Here is a 14,163-nt window from a genome sequence, read left to right as displayed (position 1 = left end):
GTTCGAGTGTTGGAAACCCAAACCTATCGGAAAGGACATGCTCACCGCCTCATGGTATCTGCGAAGTCGCCATGGCCCGCGGGCCCGGTCGTCCACAGCAGGCTTGGCAAACACGGAGGCCCCCGGCAGCCCTCCGATGACGCCATTGCCGGAACGCCGCCCACCCTGTAAACGGTCCCGGCACCGTTGCCGGCCGCAGCAAGCGGCCCGCAGGCGGCGGGGCCTGTAGCTCAATGGTTAGAGCCGGCCGCTCATAACGGTCTGGTTGCAGGTTCGAGTCCTGCCGGGCCCACCACAATGAAATCAACGGCTTGCGTATGCGGATATTGGTTGGAAGCTTCAACCTCCCACAGAAATTCGGGCACGAAAATCAACGAACATGCGTGAACGCGAACGAGATTGTGCGAAGCGTGGGGCCGTTCACGCGGCAAGCTCGCAGGTTCTCGGAGGCGCGCTGACAAGTCTGCATCTGTGCGAGCAGCGGTGAGTGCAGTCGTCGAGGCGTTGTTCGGCTAGGGGTCCAAAAGGCGACATCCACTCGTCAGTCGATCAGTCGAGTTGGAACACCTTTTTCAAGAGTCCTTTGACGGCCTGTTTGGCTTCCCGGGTGGCGACCGGATCGTGACCGGTGTGCGCGCCGTGAACGACGCAGGCGTCCGTGTAGGCGAATGGCCGCTTGGTGTCGATGTTTATGAGAAGCCCGTCGGCCTCCTCTTGGATTTTGCAGTTGCGCACGCTCTGGAATCCAGGCTGCAGCATTGCCGGTTGCGCGCCGAGCGGGTTGTCGAATGCGTGCGTGGCGTTCGGATATTCAGTCAGTTCAACATCCGCCCCTGCGGCTCGCAGCCGCTCGACGTAAGCTTTGCAGGTGGCGATCGGGTTATAGTCATCCTGCGTACCGCCAAAGATACGGATCGGTCGACCGACGACATCGGTATCGGAAACGAACGTCGTCATGCAATCCGGGTAGAATGGAACGCAGGCCGCAAACTCTACGCCTGACTTGTTCCACAATCGATGGAATCGTTTGAGGCTCGCATAAAGGGTGGCTTGGCCTCCACGCGAAAAGCCCATCAGCGCGATGCGTGCCGGATCGACGCTCGGATGGTTCGCCAGCACATCGAGGGCGCGATAGATATCGAGTATGAAATTGAGGCGGCCGAGCAGGGCTTGGTCGGTGTTTACATCGGTGAGCCCACGTCCAGTGAAGCCATCGAGCGCAAATGTCGAAACGCCGATTTTGTTGAGCTCCCTCGTCCACATCTCGACGTTGGGTGCCATACCGGCGGAACCATGCTGCAGGACTATTACCGGCAATCGACCCGCGCTCTTAGCGAGTCGGAGCTGGCCAGAGGTCGTCGTTGCCTTTCCGTTCGTATCGCCGCGCAAAAACTGCGTATCCGAAAGAGTCAAGGTTTCAATTGAGTGCAGCTCGGTGCGTGCAGCCATATCCAGCAAATCAGGCTCGGCATTCGCTTCATCAGCCGTAGCGACGTCCGCCGCCAACGCCGCCGCCGGTTCCACGCGCTCGTCGCTCAAGACACACCTCAGCCTAGGAAATCCGAACGCCCTTTCTAGCACAAGAATGGGCCTGTCGGACCAAGTCGAACGTTCGAGATGGGTTATTCGCCGACTCGCAATTGGCCTGCCCGTCAGTCCGGATGGTCCGGAGAGCGGAAGCTGACTGGTCGAGCAGACATGCTGGCTTCAGCAAATCGGGAGTTATTGCCCCACAGAAATCCGCCAGAAACCCCGTAAACAAACGCGCACGGACGCGCATGAACAGAAATGACGATCACTGATTTTGCTCGATTTTTGCGGTAACCTGCTCCGCTCATAACGGTCTGGTTGCAGGTTCGAGTCCTGTCGGGCCCACCAATAAATCAACTACTTATCCAGCCGTCACTTCTACGGTCGTCGGGTTACCGCACCAGAAACGACTCACCTCGTTGTTCGCCATATTTAATGGCTACCATTGTAAGTGGAGGCGCGACTGGCGTAACTACAACACCAGCAACAGTCCTGAAACCAGCAAGATGCTGAGAATAATTCGCCGGAACAGCGCGTCATTGACGCAGCGAAAAACAAAAATCCCGAGCGCCGTTCCTGCGAGGAGTGCCGGGATGCTGACTGCGAAGTAAACTAGGACCTTTGTCGACAGATCTCTTCGGATCAGCATAAGAACAAGTGCGAATACCTGCATGGCGGCGATGAAGGGTTGAACCATTCCGCGCTGCTCGGTTTTCGGCACGCCGTGGATGTCACACCATATGGTCGGTATTGCACCCGGCATTGCCGTCAACCCGCCGACAAAGCCTCCGCTGAAGCCGATTAATGCATTACGTCCCGCATTCATCTGCAAGCGATGAGAAAGCACCGGCCGGAATAACGTGTAGGCCGCATAGCAGGCGACGGCAAGACCAAAGCTCTCTCTGAAGATCCGCGCGTCTGCAGCTTGCAGCAACCACACGGCGATCGGAACGCCAAGCAATCCGCCGACGACCAGTACCGAGCTTTGTTTCCAGCGGATGCTTTTTCTCAAGGCCCAAAGACCCGTGGCTTGCACGGTGATGCTGCAGGCCATCATCAGCGGGACCGCCTCCGGTGGTGGGAGAACGTGAAGGAGAATCGCGCCGGCCACCGCCGAAAAGGCAAAGCCCGCGAGGCCCGAGACGAAAGCGCCGCAAAACACAGCGACACTGAGCAGGCAAAACGACGCAATGTCGCCCATGAGCTAACCCTTTCGGTCGGTAAAATCCTGGAATAGCGACTTGGCGATTAGTCCCCGGACGACAGTCCGGGCGGCTCGGGCGCTGCCCCGGCATCGCTCTGGCGGGTCGAAGTCAACATCGTGGCTGCAAGGATGTGCAAAATGACAAAGCAGATGGCGATCGTTGCCAGCAGCGTATTCTCGCTCGGTGCCGAAATCCGAAGTTTGCGTTCGGACGATTTTTCACTGACCGACATTGTCACGTCCTCCAACATCTGACCGAGAGGCAAACTGGTGCCACTATTGTCGATCAGGTGACGATACTGTCGAAGGGTGCGCTCTGCCTGCAGCCGTCGCGAATGGTGGAGCGCTTGAAGGAGGCGCCCAAACCAGCCTTCTTTTCGAGAAGAACTCGTGGAGGCGACAAACGAATTCGCTGAAAATAACGCATCGCTTCTGTTTGAAGCTCTGCTGTTAAATAATGGTACGGAGGATGCCGTGATCGACTGAAACATCTTGTGAAGCAACAACCCATAGAACACGCGAGTGAGACGCCGCGCCTTTTCTTCCGAGCGCATGACACGAACACCTTGTGTAGTGACTGGATACGGCTGGAAGTATCGAACGGGACGCCACGCCACGCTTTAACGCGAGCTTAATTTGTTCTTATCGTTTCCTTGATTTTGAAGGGTGTGCTTGATTTCGGGCCGGCGTACCGGTTGAATATCCGCCTCGCGCGCACCTCCGAAGGCATTGTTTTGCTGTATCTTTTTGACGAGTTTGTCCTCGACACCGACCAGCGGGAATTGCGCCGTGACGGACGTACGATTCCGTTGCAGCCTCAGGTTTTTGACCTCCTCGAATATCTGATCCGCCACCGCGCCCGGGTGGTGACCAAGGACGATCTGATCAGTGCAATTTGGGGCGGGCGCATCATCTCGGAGTCAGCGCTCACCACCCGCATCAACGCAGCCCGTACGGGAATAGGCGATTCCGGCGAGGCGCAACGGCTGATCAAGACTTTACCGCGCAAAGGCGTCCGCTTTATCGGCACGGTGCGGGAAGCACCCAGGGAGGTCGAGAACGCGGTCGTACCTCTGAAGACCGAAATCCCCACCCTGGTGGTCGGCCGGACAGCCCCCTTCGAGATGATCGACCAGATGACGCGGCACGTGTTGTCCGGCCAACGGCAGATGGCTTTTGTCACAGGAGAGGCCGGGATTGGCAAGACGGCCTTCATCGCCAAGGCGATCGAGCAGCTGACGGAACAGGGCTTCGATCAGCTCTATGGGCGCTGCACTGAACGATTCGGAACGGACGAAGTCTTTCTTCCACTCATCGATGCACTGGTGAACCGTTATCGCGCAAACGGTCCGGAATTGATTTCGGCAGTTCGCGCGCACGCACCCACCTGGATACTGCAATTGCCAGGCGTCATCGACGCATCGGAACGCGCGGCTTTCCAGGATGAAGTGTTCGGCGCGACGCGCGAGCGGATGCTGCGCGAATTTTGCGACCTTCTGGAAGCGCTAAGCACCGGCCGCCCCTGGGTCCTTGTTCTCGAAGATCTGCATTGGAGCGACTTCGCGACACTCGATGTGCTGTCCCGCTTCGCGCGCGGGAACGGCAAGGCGCGCGTGCTGGTCCTCTGCTCCTATCGTCCGGCCGACAGTTCCGTCGGCGGGCATCCCATCCGTCGCCTGCACCGCGATCTTGAGATTCATGGATGCTGCAGCGAATTGCGCCTCGATCGATTGTCGCGTTCAGAGGTCGAGCGTTACCTGGCATTGCGCTTCGACGACGAGGAACTTGCCTCCAGCCTGTCAAAGCCCGTGTTCGAGCGAACGCTGGGGCATCCCTTGTTTGTTGCCTCGCTGCTCAAACACTTGATCGACCAGGAGTCGATAGTCGAAATGGACGGCAGATGGCGCCTGTCTTCACAGGCGGCATTTGCGCAAGATCGCATTCCAGACAGCCTCCTGAACATGATCGGCCACGAGCTCGATCGCCTCACCGATAACGAGCGGCGTCTGCTCGATGTCGCCAGCGTTGCCGGCGAAGAATTTTCTGCGGCCCTCGTTGCGGCCGGCCTGTCTGACGATGCAATCGACGTTGAAAGGGACATCGAAGCGTCGATCCGGAAGGATCAAATCCTCGTTCGTTCGGGGGTTTCCGAGTGGCCCGATGGAACATATTCGGGCTCCTACTCTTTCCGCCACATTCTCTATCAGAATATCATTTACCAGAATCTGCCGCCCGGGCACCGCGCACAAACGCACAGGCGCTTGGGCAAGAGGCTGGAGGAGGCCTATGCCGGCCGCACCCCTGAAATAGCGCCCGCGCTCGCACTTCACTTTGAGCAGGGTCGCGACTTTCCGAGCGCGTTGCGCTACCTCCGGGAGGCGGCAAAGAGCTCGACGAAACGCCTCGGCCATGCGGAGGCCGCAAGCTATCTCACCCGCGCGCTTGGCATACTTGATCGTTTCGATGCTGCCGACAAATTCTCAACCCGCGTCGCTCTTCTGCGGCAGCGAAGCTGGGCTCTTCGCTCGTGCGGCGACCTCGTCGGCTCCATCCGTGATCTGCGAGACATGATTGCCTGCGCCGAACAAGCGGGCGAGATCAGGCAACAGCTCAACGGCCTCACGGCTGTGAGCAGTCTCTGCTTGCGCGTGGATCGCCACGCCTGCCTTGAGGCCGCTGAAGATGTACTGTCGCGAAGCCAGGCGCTTGCGGACGACACATTCAAGGCTCTGGTCCAGGGCAGCAGCGCGAGCGTCAACCTGTTCCTCAACGGCTGGCGCAATCAGGACGCCACGCTCTGCGACAGGGCGATCGAGCTGAGTGCGAATGCCACGAATTATGGCATCTTGATCAGGCGCAATGGAATATCCGGTATCGTTGATTGCTGGAGGTCGCGGTACCAGGAGTGCCGCCGCGCCGGCACGGAAGGAAAGCGCTTGGCGCGTTTAGCTGGCGACGTTTACACTTTTGTTCTGTTCAACGTTCTTGAATCAATCGCGCTCATTCATCTGGGCGAATGGCGCGAATTGCGACGTGAAATCACGGCCGGCCTCGAACTGGCCGTCAGGAACGCGAACGGCCCCAGCAGCGCATTGTGCCGGCTGACGCTTGCGTGGTTGCACGTCGAAGCGATGGATTTTGATGGAGCCCGGGAGCTCTGCGAAAGCGTCGACGATAGTCTGCTGGTCGGCGATCAGTCGACGTACTTCCACAAGCGGGCCGTCCTTGCGAAGGCCTATGTCGGCCTGAACGATCCGTCGGGAGCTCGCAGGCAATTTGACGATATTGAGCGCCGCAGGCATGAAGAAGGCATCGACATCGAATTTACCGCCGCGACGCAGGTGTATCATTGCCTCGCCGAATATTACTTGCAGGTTGACGACTTTAAGCAGGCTCAGAGCTGTGCACGCCAGCTCCACGACTATGTGGCAACGGCTCCAGATCTCAATCACCTGGCCCAGGCCCACGGACTGCTCGCGCGTACTGCGCTTGCCTTGGGCGATTCAGCGGAGGCTCAGTTGCACCTGTCCCGCGCGCTGGAGATCGTCGACAGTGCCGACTTCCCGATTGCTTCTTGGCGGGTGTACCGCACGGCCGCCGAGATCTTCGCGAAGTACGGAGACGTCGACAGGGCGGTGACGTATCGCTTGCGATTTGTCGAGACCGTCCGAAGGCTCGCGCAAAATTTCGAACCCGAGGATCGGCTGCACAAGAGCTTGCTCGCTGTGTTAGCAACGCGAACAGCGCAACTGGAAGCGATGACCTCGCTGCCTTCGCGGCCCGCTTAGCCGACGGGGCTTGCCGAACGCGTTTGAGAATGACGTCCTCGACACCGGCCAGCGGGGTTGTGCGTCGCGAAGTACCGCCAAAGCGAACTTCGGCTCCGCATCCAAAGTGCACACGAATCATCCGCACTTGATGTCTGCTTTGGCCCAAGGCGGACCTCGATGAACCAAGGATTTTCCCGCACCAACCAAACCTACGATACCTCATCCAATCCTTCGCATGAGCCATTCTTGAGACCTCGAGCGACCGCCGAACAAGCCCCGATGTGCTAGCTCGACAGGCTCTTGTCACCGAACCAGCGCCGACAGGCTCGACTAAAGCTGGTCGCATCTGCGTAGCCAAGCGCAGCCGCCATCTCGTCGCGCGACTGCGTGCCCGCCGCAAGCATTATCCGCGCGCGCTCCCGCAGTACTCCGTCGAGCAGCGGCCGGAACGGGCTGCCGGTTTCGGCCAGCCGCCGCACCAGCGTCCGCCGCGAGGTGCCGACGAGGCGCGCGGCTTCCTCCTCGCCGAGGCGCTGCGGCAGGCGCGCCGCAATCAGGCTCTCGACGATCCGCGCCAGCGCCGCAGTGTCCGACCGAGGCTTCTCGATCGCCTCCAGGGCTTCGATGGCCTTGGCGTGCAACTCCGGATCGGCAAACGGTGAAGGCCGCCCGCAAAGCTCCTTCGGCACGTCGAAGATGAAGGCGGCAGCGTTGAATTTGACCCCGCAGGAATAATGCGGCGTCAACCGCTCCGCGCCCGCGGGCGGCGGCCAGGGAAATTCCAGCGTCGCCTGTTCAATCGAATCCTCGAGCAACTGCGAGTACACCGCATGCACATTGAGGCTGACCGCCAGCGCCACGGCGCGCCAGAGCGCGTCATCCATGGCGACGGCGGGAGAGATTTCAATCTGGATCGAGCGCGGGGTTCTGCGCAGCCGGTTGCGAATGAATGGCGCGCGGGTCGACCCGAAGCGGGCACCGATGGTCAACGCACCTTCGATGGTCGGCGCCGTTCTGGTCGCCACGTCGAGCGCCCCCTGCAGCGATGTCGACCAGACCGCTGCGGCCGACAAGGGCCATAGCTCGCCATGCCGGCGGGTAATGTTGGCTGCCAGGACCACGAGCGAGGACACCGGCATATGGGCTCCCGACTGGTCGAGAGCCTGCTGCTGGATTCCCGTGCCCTTCAGCAACTCGTCGCGCTCGCCGCGCGTCTTGCCAAATGCCCGTACCAGCGCCCGCGCATAGCTCGCGGACACCGGCGCGCGATGGGCATCCGATTCCGATCCCTGCATTGCGTCGGTCGCCTCCCCTCGCGAACGTCGAGCCGAACAAACCTGTCGCAAAAGACTTGGCGCAAAATGCCACAAATTTGGCCTGTTGTGAACTGGCGGCGCAGGCCGGCCTCACGGCATGCTCAGCAAAACTGCGGCAAACGCCGCCTCGAAAAGCGACGCTGGAGGAATGCGATGATCTTCACGGGCACGAATGCTGCTGGCGAAACGATCACCTACCGGGATGGCAAACGCTATCTGTGGATGCTCTCGTTCATTCCGCCGCTGGTCCCCCTGCTGTCCTACTGGCTCTATCTCAGGACGCAGAATCCGGTGGTGACGCTCATTCCCTTTGTCTTCATCTTCGTCCTGATCCCGCTGCTCGATGTCCTGATCGGCGAAGACACGCACAATCCGCCGGCCGAAGTCGTCGCCGCCATGGAGGCCGATCCTTACTACCTGCGGCTTGCGCGTATCACCGTGGTATTTCCGTGGATCAACTACATTGCCCTGATTGCCTTCTTCGGCACGCAGGATCTGCCGTGGTGGTCCTACATTGCGTTGCTGCTCGGCGTCGGCACCATCGATGGCGGCGCACTGCTGATCGGGCATGAGCTCGGCCACAAGGCGGACCGGCTCAACACCGTCTTTGGCACGCTCGCCAACAATTCGGTGGGTTACGCCCACTTCCGCATCGAGCATAATCGCGGCCATCATACCTGGGTGGCGACCCCCGAGGATCCCGCCAGCGCACGCTTTGGCGAATCGATCTATGCGTTCGCCTTGCGCGAGCTGCCCGGTGCGTTCAAGCGCGGCTGGCGCAATGAAGCCGAACGGCTGACCAAGCGCGGCGAGCGCGTTTGGTCAGTCAATAACGAGATCCTGCAGGGCTTTGCGCTCACCCTCGTCGTCGCGGCCGTGCTGATTGCCGTGTTCGGCTGGAAGGTCGCCCCCTTCATCCTCGCCCATCATTTCCTCGGCTGGTACGCGCTGACCCAGGCGAACTACGTTGAGCACTATGGGCTGCTGCGCGAGAAGCTGCCGAACGACCGCTATCAGCCGGTCGAGCCCCGCCACTCCTGGAACACCAACCATATCGTCTCGAACCTGATGACGTTCCACCTGCAACGTCATTCCGATCACCACGCCAACCCGATGCGCCCCTACCAGTCATTGCGCGATTTCGACGATATCCCGCGGTTGCCGAACGGTTACACGGGCATGTTCGGGCTCGCGGCGATCCCGCCACTCTGGTTCCGCGTGATGGACCCGAAAACACTGGCCTGGGCCGGCGGTGACATCAGCAAGCTGAATGTGGGCGATCGACCGCGCAATGAAACCTAAAGCGCGACGAGATTAGGTTGAATCGTCATCGCGCTTTAGCTTCTTGTTTGAGCATGATCTTTTCGGAAAACCGCTTCACACTTTTCCGGATCATGCTCTAGCAATGTTGCTTCGCCAAATAGCGGCTCCGCGATGAACAGCGAGTGATGCGTACGCCACGGTCAACGATGCGCGTCATCGCGCGGGTGCAGCTCCGGCGTCAGTCTGTACGCCTAGCCGTTCGCCAAGCGGGCTCTCGCCATCTGCGGTCACAGCAACGAACCGATCGCAAAACCGGTGTCCACTCTTGCAGGACACCTCAATGTTCGACCCGGTACAGGCGCCATCGCTCCGGCACGCCCTTGAGTTGGTGAATGCCGCGATCCTTGAAGCGGATCCCAGACTGCGACATCAGATCCTTGACCGCGCTCGAGACCAGGACTTCGCCGGCCCGCGCTTTCGCGGCGACGCGCGCGCCGATGTGAAACGCGAGACCTACCACCTCGGCCCCGCTCACCTTGTATTCGCCCGCATGCAGGCCCACCCTGATCTCCAGCCCCAGCGTGCGCACGGCCTCGCGGATCGCGGTCGCGCAACGGACCCCGGCATCCGGCGCCTTGAACGTCGCGAGCAGTCCGTCCCCCGTCGTCACGACCTCCTTTCCGCGCAAGGTCTTCAGCTCCCTGCGGACGGCGGCGTAATAGTGACTCATCACCTGTGACCAACGCGAATCGCCGAGCCGCGCGGCTTTTTCGGTGGACCGGACAATATCGACAAAGAGGATCGTGGCGAGCGCTTGTTCGAGCTCGGCGCTACCGGCGGATCGGCGCCGGGTCGCAATACTACCCGCCAACGGTTCATAGCGATGGTTGCGTCGCCGCGCGATCGCGGCTTTTGCATAGTCCTTGGCACGCTGCGCCGTGCCGCAGCGAATTGTTTTCACCCTCGGTGGAAGCGTCCAGTAAACCTTTCGCCCATCTCCGGCACCATGGACCTCCACGGCGCCCCATTTGAGCAAAACCGCGGAGCCAACCCGTCGAACACACCATGCCTTTGACGTGTATCCGGAAACGTTTGACTGGTGGACTCCGATGCGAAGGAACTTGGGCATGAACGTGCGGCCGTTCAAAAGACTGTTTGGGGCCTACCTAGGGTCAAGCGTAGTCATACATTCCTGCATTGGCAACAGCTCACCCTGAGCAGACGATTTCCGCATCACGTCCGACAGCGGAGGCTGTTTGGGCCAAACCATGCCGGACCACAGGCTCCTAGGGGCGTTCTCCTTCTGCATCCCAAGCACCGGCACGCAGATCTGCAACTCCGGCGATGAGGGTACGCTTCTCGATCTCATTCGAGACTGTTCGAGGGAAGTCATCCACGAGGGCGTAGAAGCGCGGGACCTTGAATGCTGCCAGCCGGACCCGGCAGTGCTCCACACCAGAAACGCCCTCTATCGTGCATTTCTATCTCAACGGCCGGCAAAGCAAATTAGGGCCATGCCTCAATCGCGGATTTTGGCGGGCTTATCACTCGCGCAGCCGCCAGCGACCGACTGTGCTCGGGCCGTGCGAGCAAGCGGAAGTCGACCGGGGCTCGGCGGACTGATTGGCCTTCGCATGTCGTCCAGACGTGGTAGTGTCGCGAGCCTGAGCCAAAGGTTCGCCATGTCAGCTATTCGGGAATGGCTAGCATCGATCGGCTTGAGTGAGTATGCGGGGCGGTTCGTCGAGAACGCCATTGACCTTTCGGTCCTCGGCGATCTTACGGAGCAGGACCTCAAGGACCTTGGCGTCCTGCTCGGACATCGGCGCAAGATGCTGCGCGCGATCGCTGAACTTAAAGGGGCCCCTCCTCCAACAATCCAGATAGGAAGCAACCCAGTATCGCGAGAGGGCGCCGAGCGCCGTCAACTCACGGTGATGTTTTGCGATCTGGTGGGCTCGTCGGCGCTTTCGGTACGCCTCGATCCGGAGGATTTGCGCGCGGTCATCGGCGCCTACCACGCTTGCATCGCCGAGATCATCACTAAAAGTGAGGGCGTCATCGCCCGCTATATGGGGGACGGCGTCCTCGCCTATTTCGGATTTCCTCGGGCACACGAAGATGATGCCGAGCAGGCGATACGTGCGGGGCTTCTGTTGGTAGATGCCGTCGCGAACCTGAAGACAGATATCGGCACCACACTTCAGGTTCGCGTTGGCATCGCGACCGGAATGGTCGTGGTCGGCGACCTGATCGGCGAAGGCGCTGCCAAGGAGCAGGAAGTGATTGGTGAGACGCCGAATTTGGCTGCGCGCCTGCAGGCGCTCGCCCTGCCCGGTACAGTTCTCATCTGTGAGAGTACCCGTCGACTTACCGAGGGGCAATTCGAATACCGCAATGTCGGCCCGGCCATCATCAAGGGATGGGCGGAACCGCTACCGGCCTGGGAGGTGTTGGCGACGAGCGGCGTGGAAAGCCGCTTCGAAGCGCAGCACAAGACCCGATTGACGCCGCCGATCGGGCGCGACGAGGAGATCGATCTGCTGTTGCGTCGTTGGGACAAGGCCACGCACGGCGAGGGCAGCGTTGTGGTGTTGACCGGAGAGCCGGGTATCGGAAAGTCGCACATTGCCCTGGCGCTCCAGGAAAGGCTCAAAGAGACCGGGCCACACATCACGGTGCGTCATTTCTGCTCGGCACACCACACCAATAGCGCACTCTATCCATACATTCGCCAACTCGAACGGGCTGCCCGGTTTGAGCGAACCGACTCGGCGGCAGCGAAATTCGCCAAGCTCGAGGCCTTGCTCGTCAAGTCCGGCGCTGATGCGAACGAGGTTGTACCACCGCTGGCGAACCTTCTCTCACTGCCGCTCAGCGATCACTACCGTGTCCCGGAGCTGAGCCCCCAGAAGCGCAAGGAGGTGACGCTTGCGGCATTTTTGACCCAGTTGAATGCTCTCGCTGCGCAGCAACCAGTGTTCAACATCTTTGAGGATGCTCATTGGGCGGATCCGACCTCGCTTGAGCTGCTCACGCTGACCTTGGAAAGGGTACCGCAGCTTCGCGTGCTGATCCTCGTCACCGCACGGCCGGAGTTCAAGCCGCCTTGGCCAGGTCATGCGCATGTGACGACCGTTTCGCTCACGCGCCTGAACCGACGCAACGGTGCGGCACTGATCGAGCGTGTCACGGCCGGCAAGACGCTCCCCGAAGAGGTCATGGACCAGATCCTCGCCCGCACCGATGGCGTGCCGCTCTTCGTCGAGGAACTGACCAAGACGGTGCTCGAGACCGGGCTGCTGGACGAGCGCGACAATCACTACGTCCTCAGTCGTCCACTGCCCTCGATGGCGATTCCGACGACATTGCACGCGTCTCTCATGGCGAGGCTCGATCGACTGGCGCCGGTGAGGGAGGTCGCACAGATCGGCGCGGTGGTCGGTCGCGAGTTCTCCTACGAGCTGCTGAGCATCGTTGCCGGGCTACCTGCGGAGAGACTTGAGGAAGCACTTGCCCAGTTGGTTCGATCGGAGCTGGTATTTTGCCGAGGGGAGATACCCCGATCGGTCTATACCTTCAAACACGCGCTGGTGCGGGATGCTGCCTACTCGGGACTGCTGAAAAGCCGCCGCGCAGGACTGCACGCCACGATTGCCGACGCCTTCGAGCAGCGGTTTCCGGAAATCGTGGAGACTCAACCCGAAACCGTCGCGGGACATCTCACCGAGGCCGGAGTGTTCGAAAAGGCGGTCGGATATTGGCTGCAGGCCGGCAGGAATGCCGCCATGCGTTCGGCCAACCTCGAAGCCATCGCACACCTGGAGCGGGGTATCGAGGCTTCAGTCCACCTGGCCGACGGTACGCAAAAGGACAGGATGGAGCTCGATTTTCAATTCGCGCTGGGACCCTGCCTGATCGCGACCCAGGGGCCGGCCTCCAACAAGGCCGTGGCGACCTTCGCTCGTGCGCGCGAGCTGTGCAAGCGCCTCGGGGATCCCGCCGAGCAATTGCAGATCGTGTTCTGGCTGGCCACCGCAAGTGTCATTCGCGGCGAGTTGCCGGTCGCCCAGGAAACGGTCGCGGCGTTGCTTCAGCTCACCGAGGCGCGCGGTGATCGACCGGCGCTGCTCAATGCGACCCGCGGTCAGTCGATGATTCGGCTTTTCATGGGGCGTCTCACCGATGCCCGCGAAGCCATCGAGCGTGCGGTCGCCGAATTCGAGGCCAGCCGTGAGGACGAGAGATTGGCCGCCCGCGCGGCCGGTCAGGATGCCGGAGTGGCCGACCTTGCACTGATGTCATGGATTCTCTGGCTGCTCGGTCATGTTGATGCGGCAATCACGCGCATTGACGCCTCCGTTCAACGCGCCGACGCCATAAAGCATCCTCATTCGCAAGCGTATGCCTGCTACTATGCTTCCGTTCTTCATGCGCTTCGCGGCGAGACAGCGACTGCACAACGCTATGCCGATCGCTGTCGCGTCTTGTCGGAGGAGCACGGCTTCCGTCAATGGCACGGATTGGCGAAAGCCATCCAGGGCATATGCGTGACGTTGCTTGACCCTTCATCCAGCGCAGTCGGGGAGATCCGGGCTGCGATGGATGAATATCGTGGGGCGGGTTACCAGCTGGGCATCACGGCGCTCTATGTGCTGTTGTGCCCGGCCTTGCTACTCAGCCATGAATACGACGCTGCGCTGGCACTTATCGAGCAGGGTCTTGTGACAACCAGCCGCAACAGCGAACGGATATTCGAGGCCGAGTTGTACCGGCTGAAGGCGCGCGCGCTGATCATCCGCGGCTTGCCGGATGCTGGCATCGAATTGCTGCAAAAGGCCTTAGGGACGGCAAGAAGCCAGCACGCCAAAATCCTCGAACTTCGAGCAGCAATCGACCTTGCCGCGCTGTGGATGGAGCAGGACCGGCGCGAAGAAGCGCTCAAGGTGCTCGCGCCCACATACGGCTGGTTCACCGAAGGCTTTGAGACGCAGGATCTCAAGCAGGCAAAAGCTTTGCTCGATCGATTGCAATGACCGGCGCGACGCGCCGAAAGCCGTCGCTACACGCTTTCCGGATC

At 60.7% G+C, this 14,163-nt stretch carries 8 protein-coding genes and 1 tRNA gene; 4 read left to right on the top strand and 5 right to left on the bottom strand.

Going from position 1 to position 14,163, the window contains the following annotated elements; translation table 11 throughout:
• Positions 1–219: 219 nt before the first annotated feature.
• A tRNA-Ile gene (locus ACFFWD_RS36365) sits at positions 220–295 on the top strand.
• Positions 296–549: 254 nt separating this feature from the next.
• On the opposite strand, the gene ACFFWD_RS36360 is transcribed toward ACFFWD_RS36365, so the two are convergent.
• The 3 genes from ACFFWD_RS36360 to ACFFWD_RS36350 form a co-directional block, all read right to left on the bottom strand.
• A complete protein-coding gene (locus tag ACFFWD_RS36360; RefSeq protein WP_376973888.1) occupies positions 550–1,539 on the bottom strand; it encodes a dienelactone hydrolase family protein in 990 nt (329 codons plus the stop codon).
• Between the two features lie 463 nt (positions 1,540–2,002).
• Positions 2,003–2,731 carry a sulfite exporter TauE/SafE family protein gene (locus tag ACFFWD_RS36355; protein WP_376973886.1) on the bottom strand — a complete coding sequence of 243 codons (729 nt, stop codon included), beginning with the start codon at positions 2,729–2,731 and terminating at the stop codon, positions 2,003–2,005.
• Between the two features lie 47 nt (positions 2,732–2,778).
• Positions 2,779–3,288: a hypothetical protein gene (locus ACFFWD_RS36350; RefSeq protein WP_376973884.1), complete on the bottom strand. Its 510-nt coding sequence runs from the start codon at positions 3,286–3,288 to the stop codon at positions 2,779–2,781.
• Positions 3,289–3,429: 141 nt separating this feature from the next.
• Here ACFFWD_RS36350 and ACFFWD_RS36345 point away from each other — a divergent pair, with 141 nt between their 5' ends.
• On the top strand, positions 3,430–6,522 hold the full coding sequence (locus ACFFWD_RS36345) for an ATP-binding protein (protein WP_376973882.1): 3,093 nt from the start codon (positions 3,430–3,432) through the stop codon (positions 6,520–6,522).
• A 266-nt stretch (positions 6,523–6,788) separates the two neighbouring features.
• Here ACFFWD_RS36345 and ACFFWD_RS36340 read toward each other — a convergent pair whose 3' ends face one another.
• On the bottom strand, positions 6,789–7,799 hold the full coding sequence (locus ACFFWD_RS36340) for a helix-turn-helix domain-containing protein (protein WP_376973880.1): 1,011 nt from the start codon (positions 7,797–7,799) through the stop codon (positions 6,789–6,791).
• 174 nt (positions 7,800–7,973) lie between these two features.
• Here ACFFWD_RS36340 and ACFFWD_RS36335 point away from each other — a divergent pair, with 174 nt between their 5' ends.
• On the top strand, positions 7,974–9,122 hold the full coding sequence (locus ACFFWD_RS36335; protein WP_376973878.1) for an alkane 1-monooxygenase: 1,149 nt from the start codon (positions 7,974–7,976) through the stop codon (positions 9,120–9,122).
• Positions 9,123–9,420: 298 nt separating this feature from the next.
• On the opposite strand, the gene ACFFWD_RS36330 is transcribed toward ACFFWD_RS36335, so the two are convergent.
• Positions 9,421–10,212, bottom strand: a complete 792-nt coding sequence (locus tag ACFFWD_RS36330; protein WP_376973876.1) for an adenylate/guanylate cyclase domain-containing protein — start codon at positions 10,210–10,212, stop codon at positions 9,421–9,423.
• Positions 10,213–10,765: 553 nt separating this feature from the next.
• Between ACFFWD_RS36330 and ACFFWD_RS36325 the strand changes: the two genes are divergently transcribed.
• Positions 10,766–14,119: an AAA family ATPase gene (locus ACFFWD_RS36325; RefSeq protein WP_376973874.1), complete on the top strand. Its 3,354-nt coding sequence runs from the start codon at positions 10,766–10,768 to the stop codon at positions 14,117–14,119.
• Positions 14,120–14,163: the final 44 nt, after the last annotated feature.

Origin of the sequence: Bradyrhizobium erythrophlei (assembly GCF_042430365.1) — a bacterium.
Lineage (GTDB): Bacteria > Pseudomonadota > Alphaproteobacteria > Rhizobiales > Xanthobacteraceae > Bradyrhizobium > Bradyrhizobium erythrophlei.
Note: the sequence above shows the minus strand (reverse complement) of the source record. Positions and strands in the feature narration are given on the sequence as shown.

What these genes read in the sequence shown, in the direction of transcription:
- ACFFWD_RS36330 (WP_376973876.1), bottom strand. Translation starts at nt 10,212, where the DNA reads ATGCCCAAGTTCCTTCGCATCGGAGTCCACCAGTCAAACGTTTCCGGA.
- ACFFWD_RS36325 (WP_376973874.1), top strand. Translation starts at nt 10,766, where the DNA reads ATGTCAGCTATTCGGGAATGGCTAGCATCGATCGGCTTGAGTGAGTAT.
- ACFFWD_RS36350 (WP_376973884.1), bottom strand. Translation starts at nt 3,288, where the DNA reads ATGCGCTCGGAAGAAAAGGCGCGGCGTCTCACTCGCGTGTTCTATGGG.
- ACFFWD_RS36335 (WP_376973878.1), top strand. Translation starts at nt 7,974, where the DNA reads ATGATCTTCACGGGCACGAATGCTGCTGGCGAAACGATCACCTACCGG.
- ACFFWD_RS36355 (WP_376973886.1), bottom strand. Translation starts at nt 2,731, where the DNA reads ATGGGCGACATTGCGTCGTTTTGCCTGCTCAGTGTCGCTGTGTTTTGC.
- ACFFWD_RS36340 (WP_376973880.1), bottom strand. Translation starts at nt 7,799, where the DNA reads ATGCAGGGATCGGAATCGGATGCCCATCGCGCGCCGGTGTCCGCGAGC.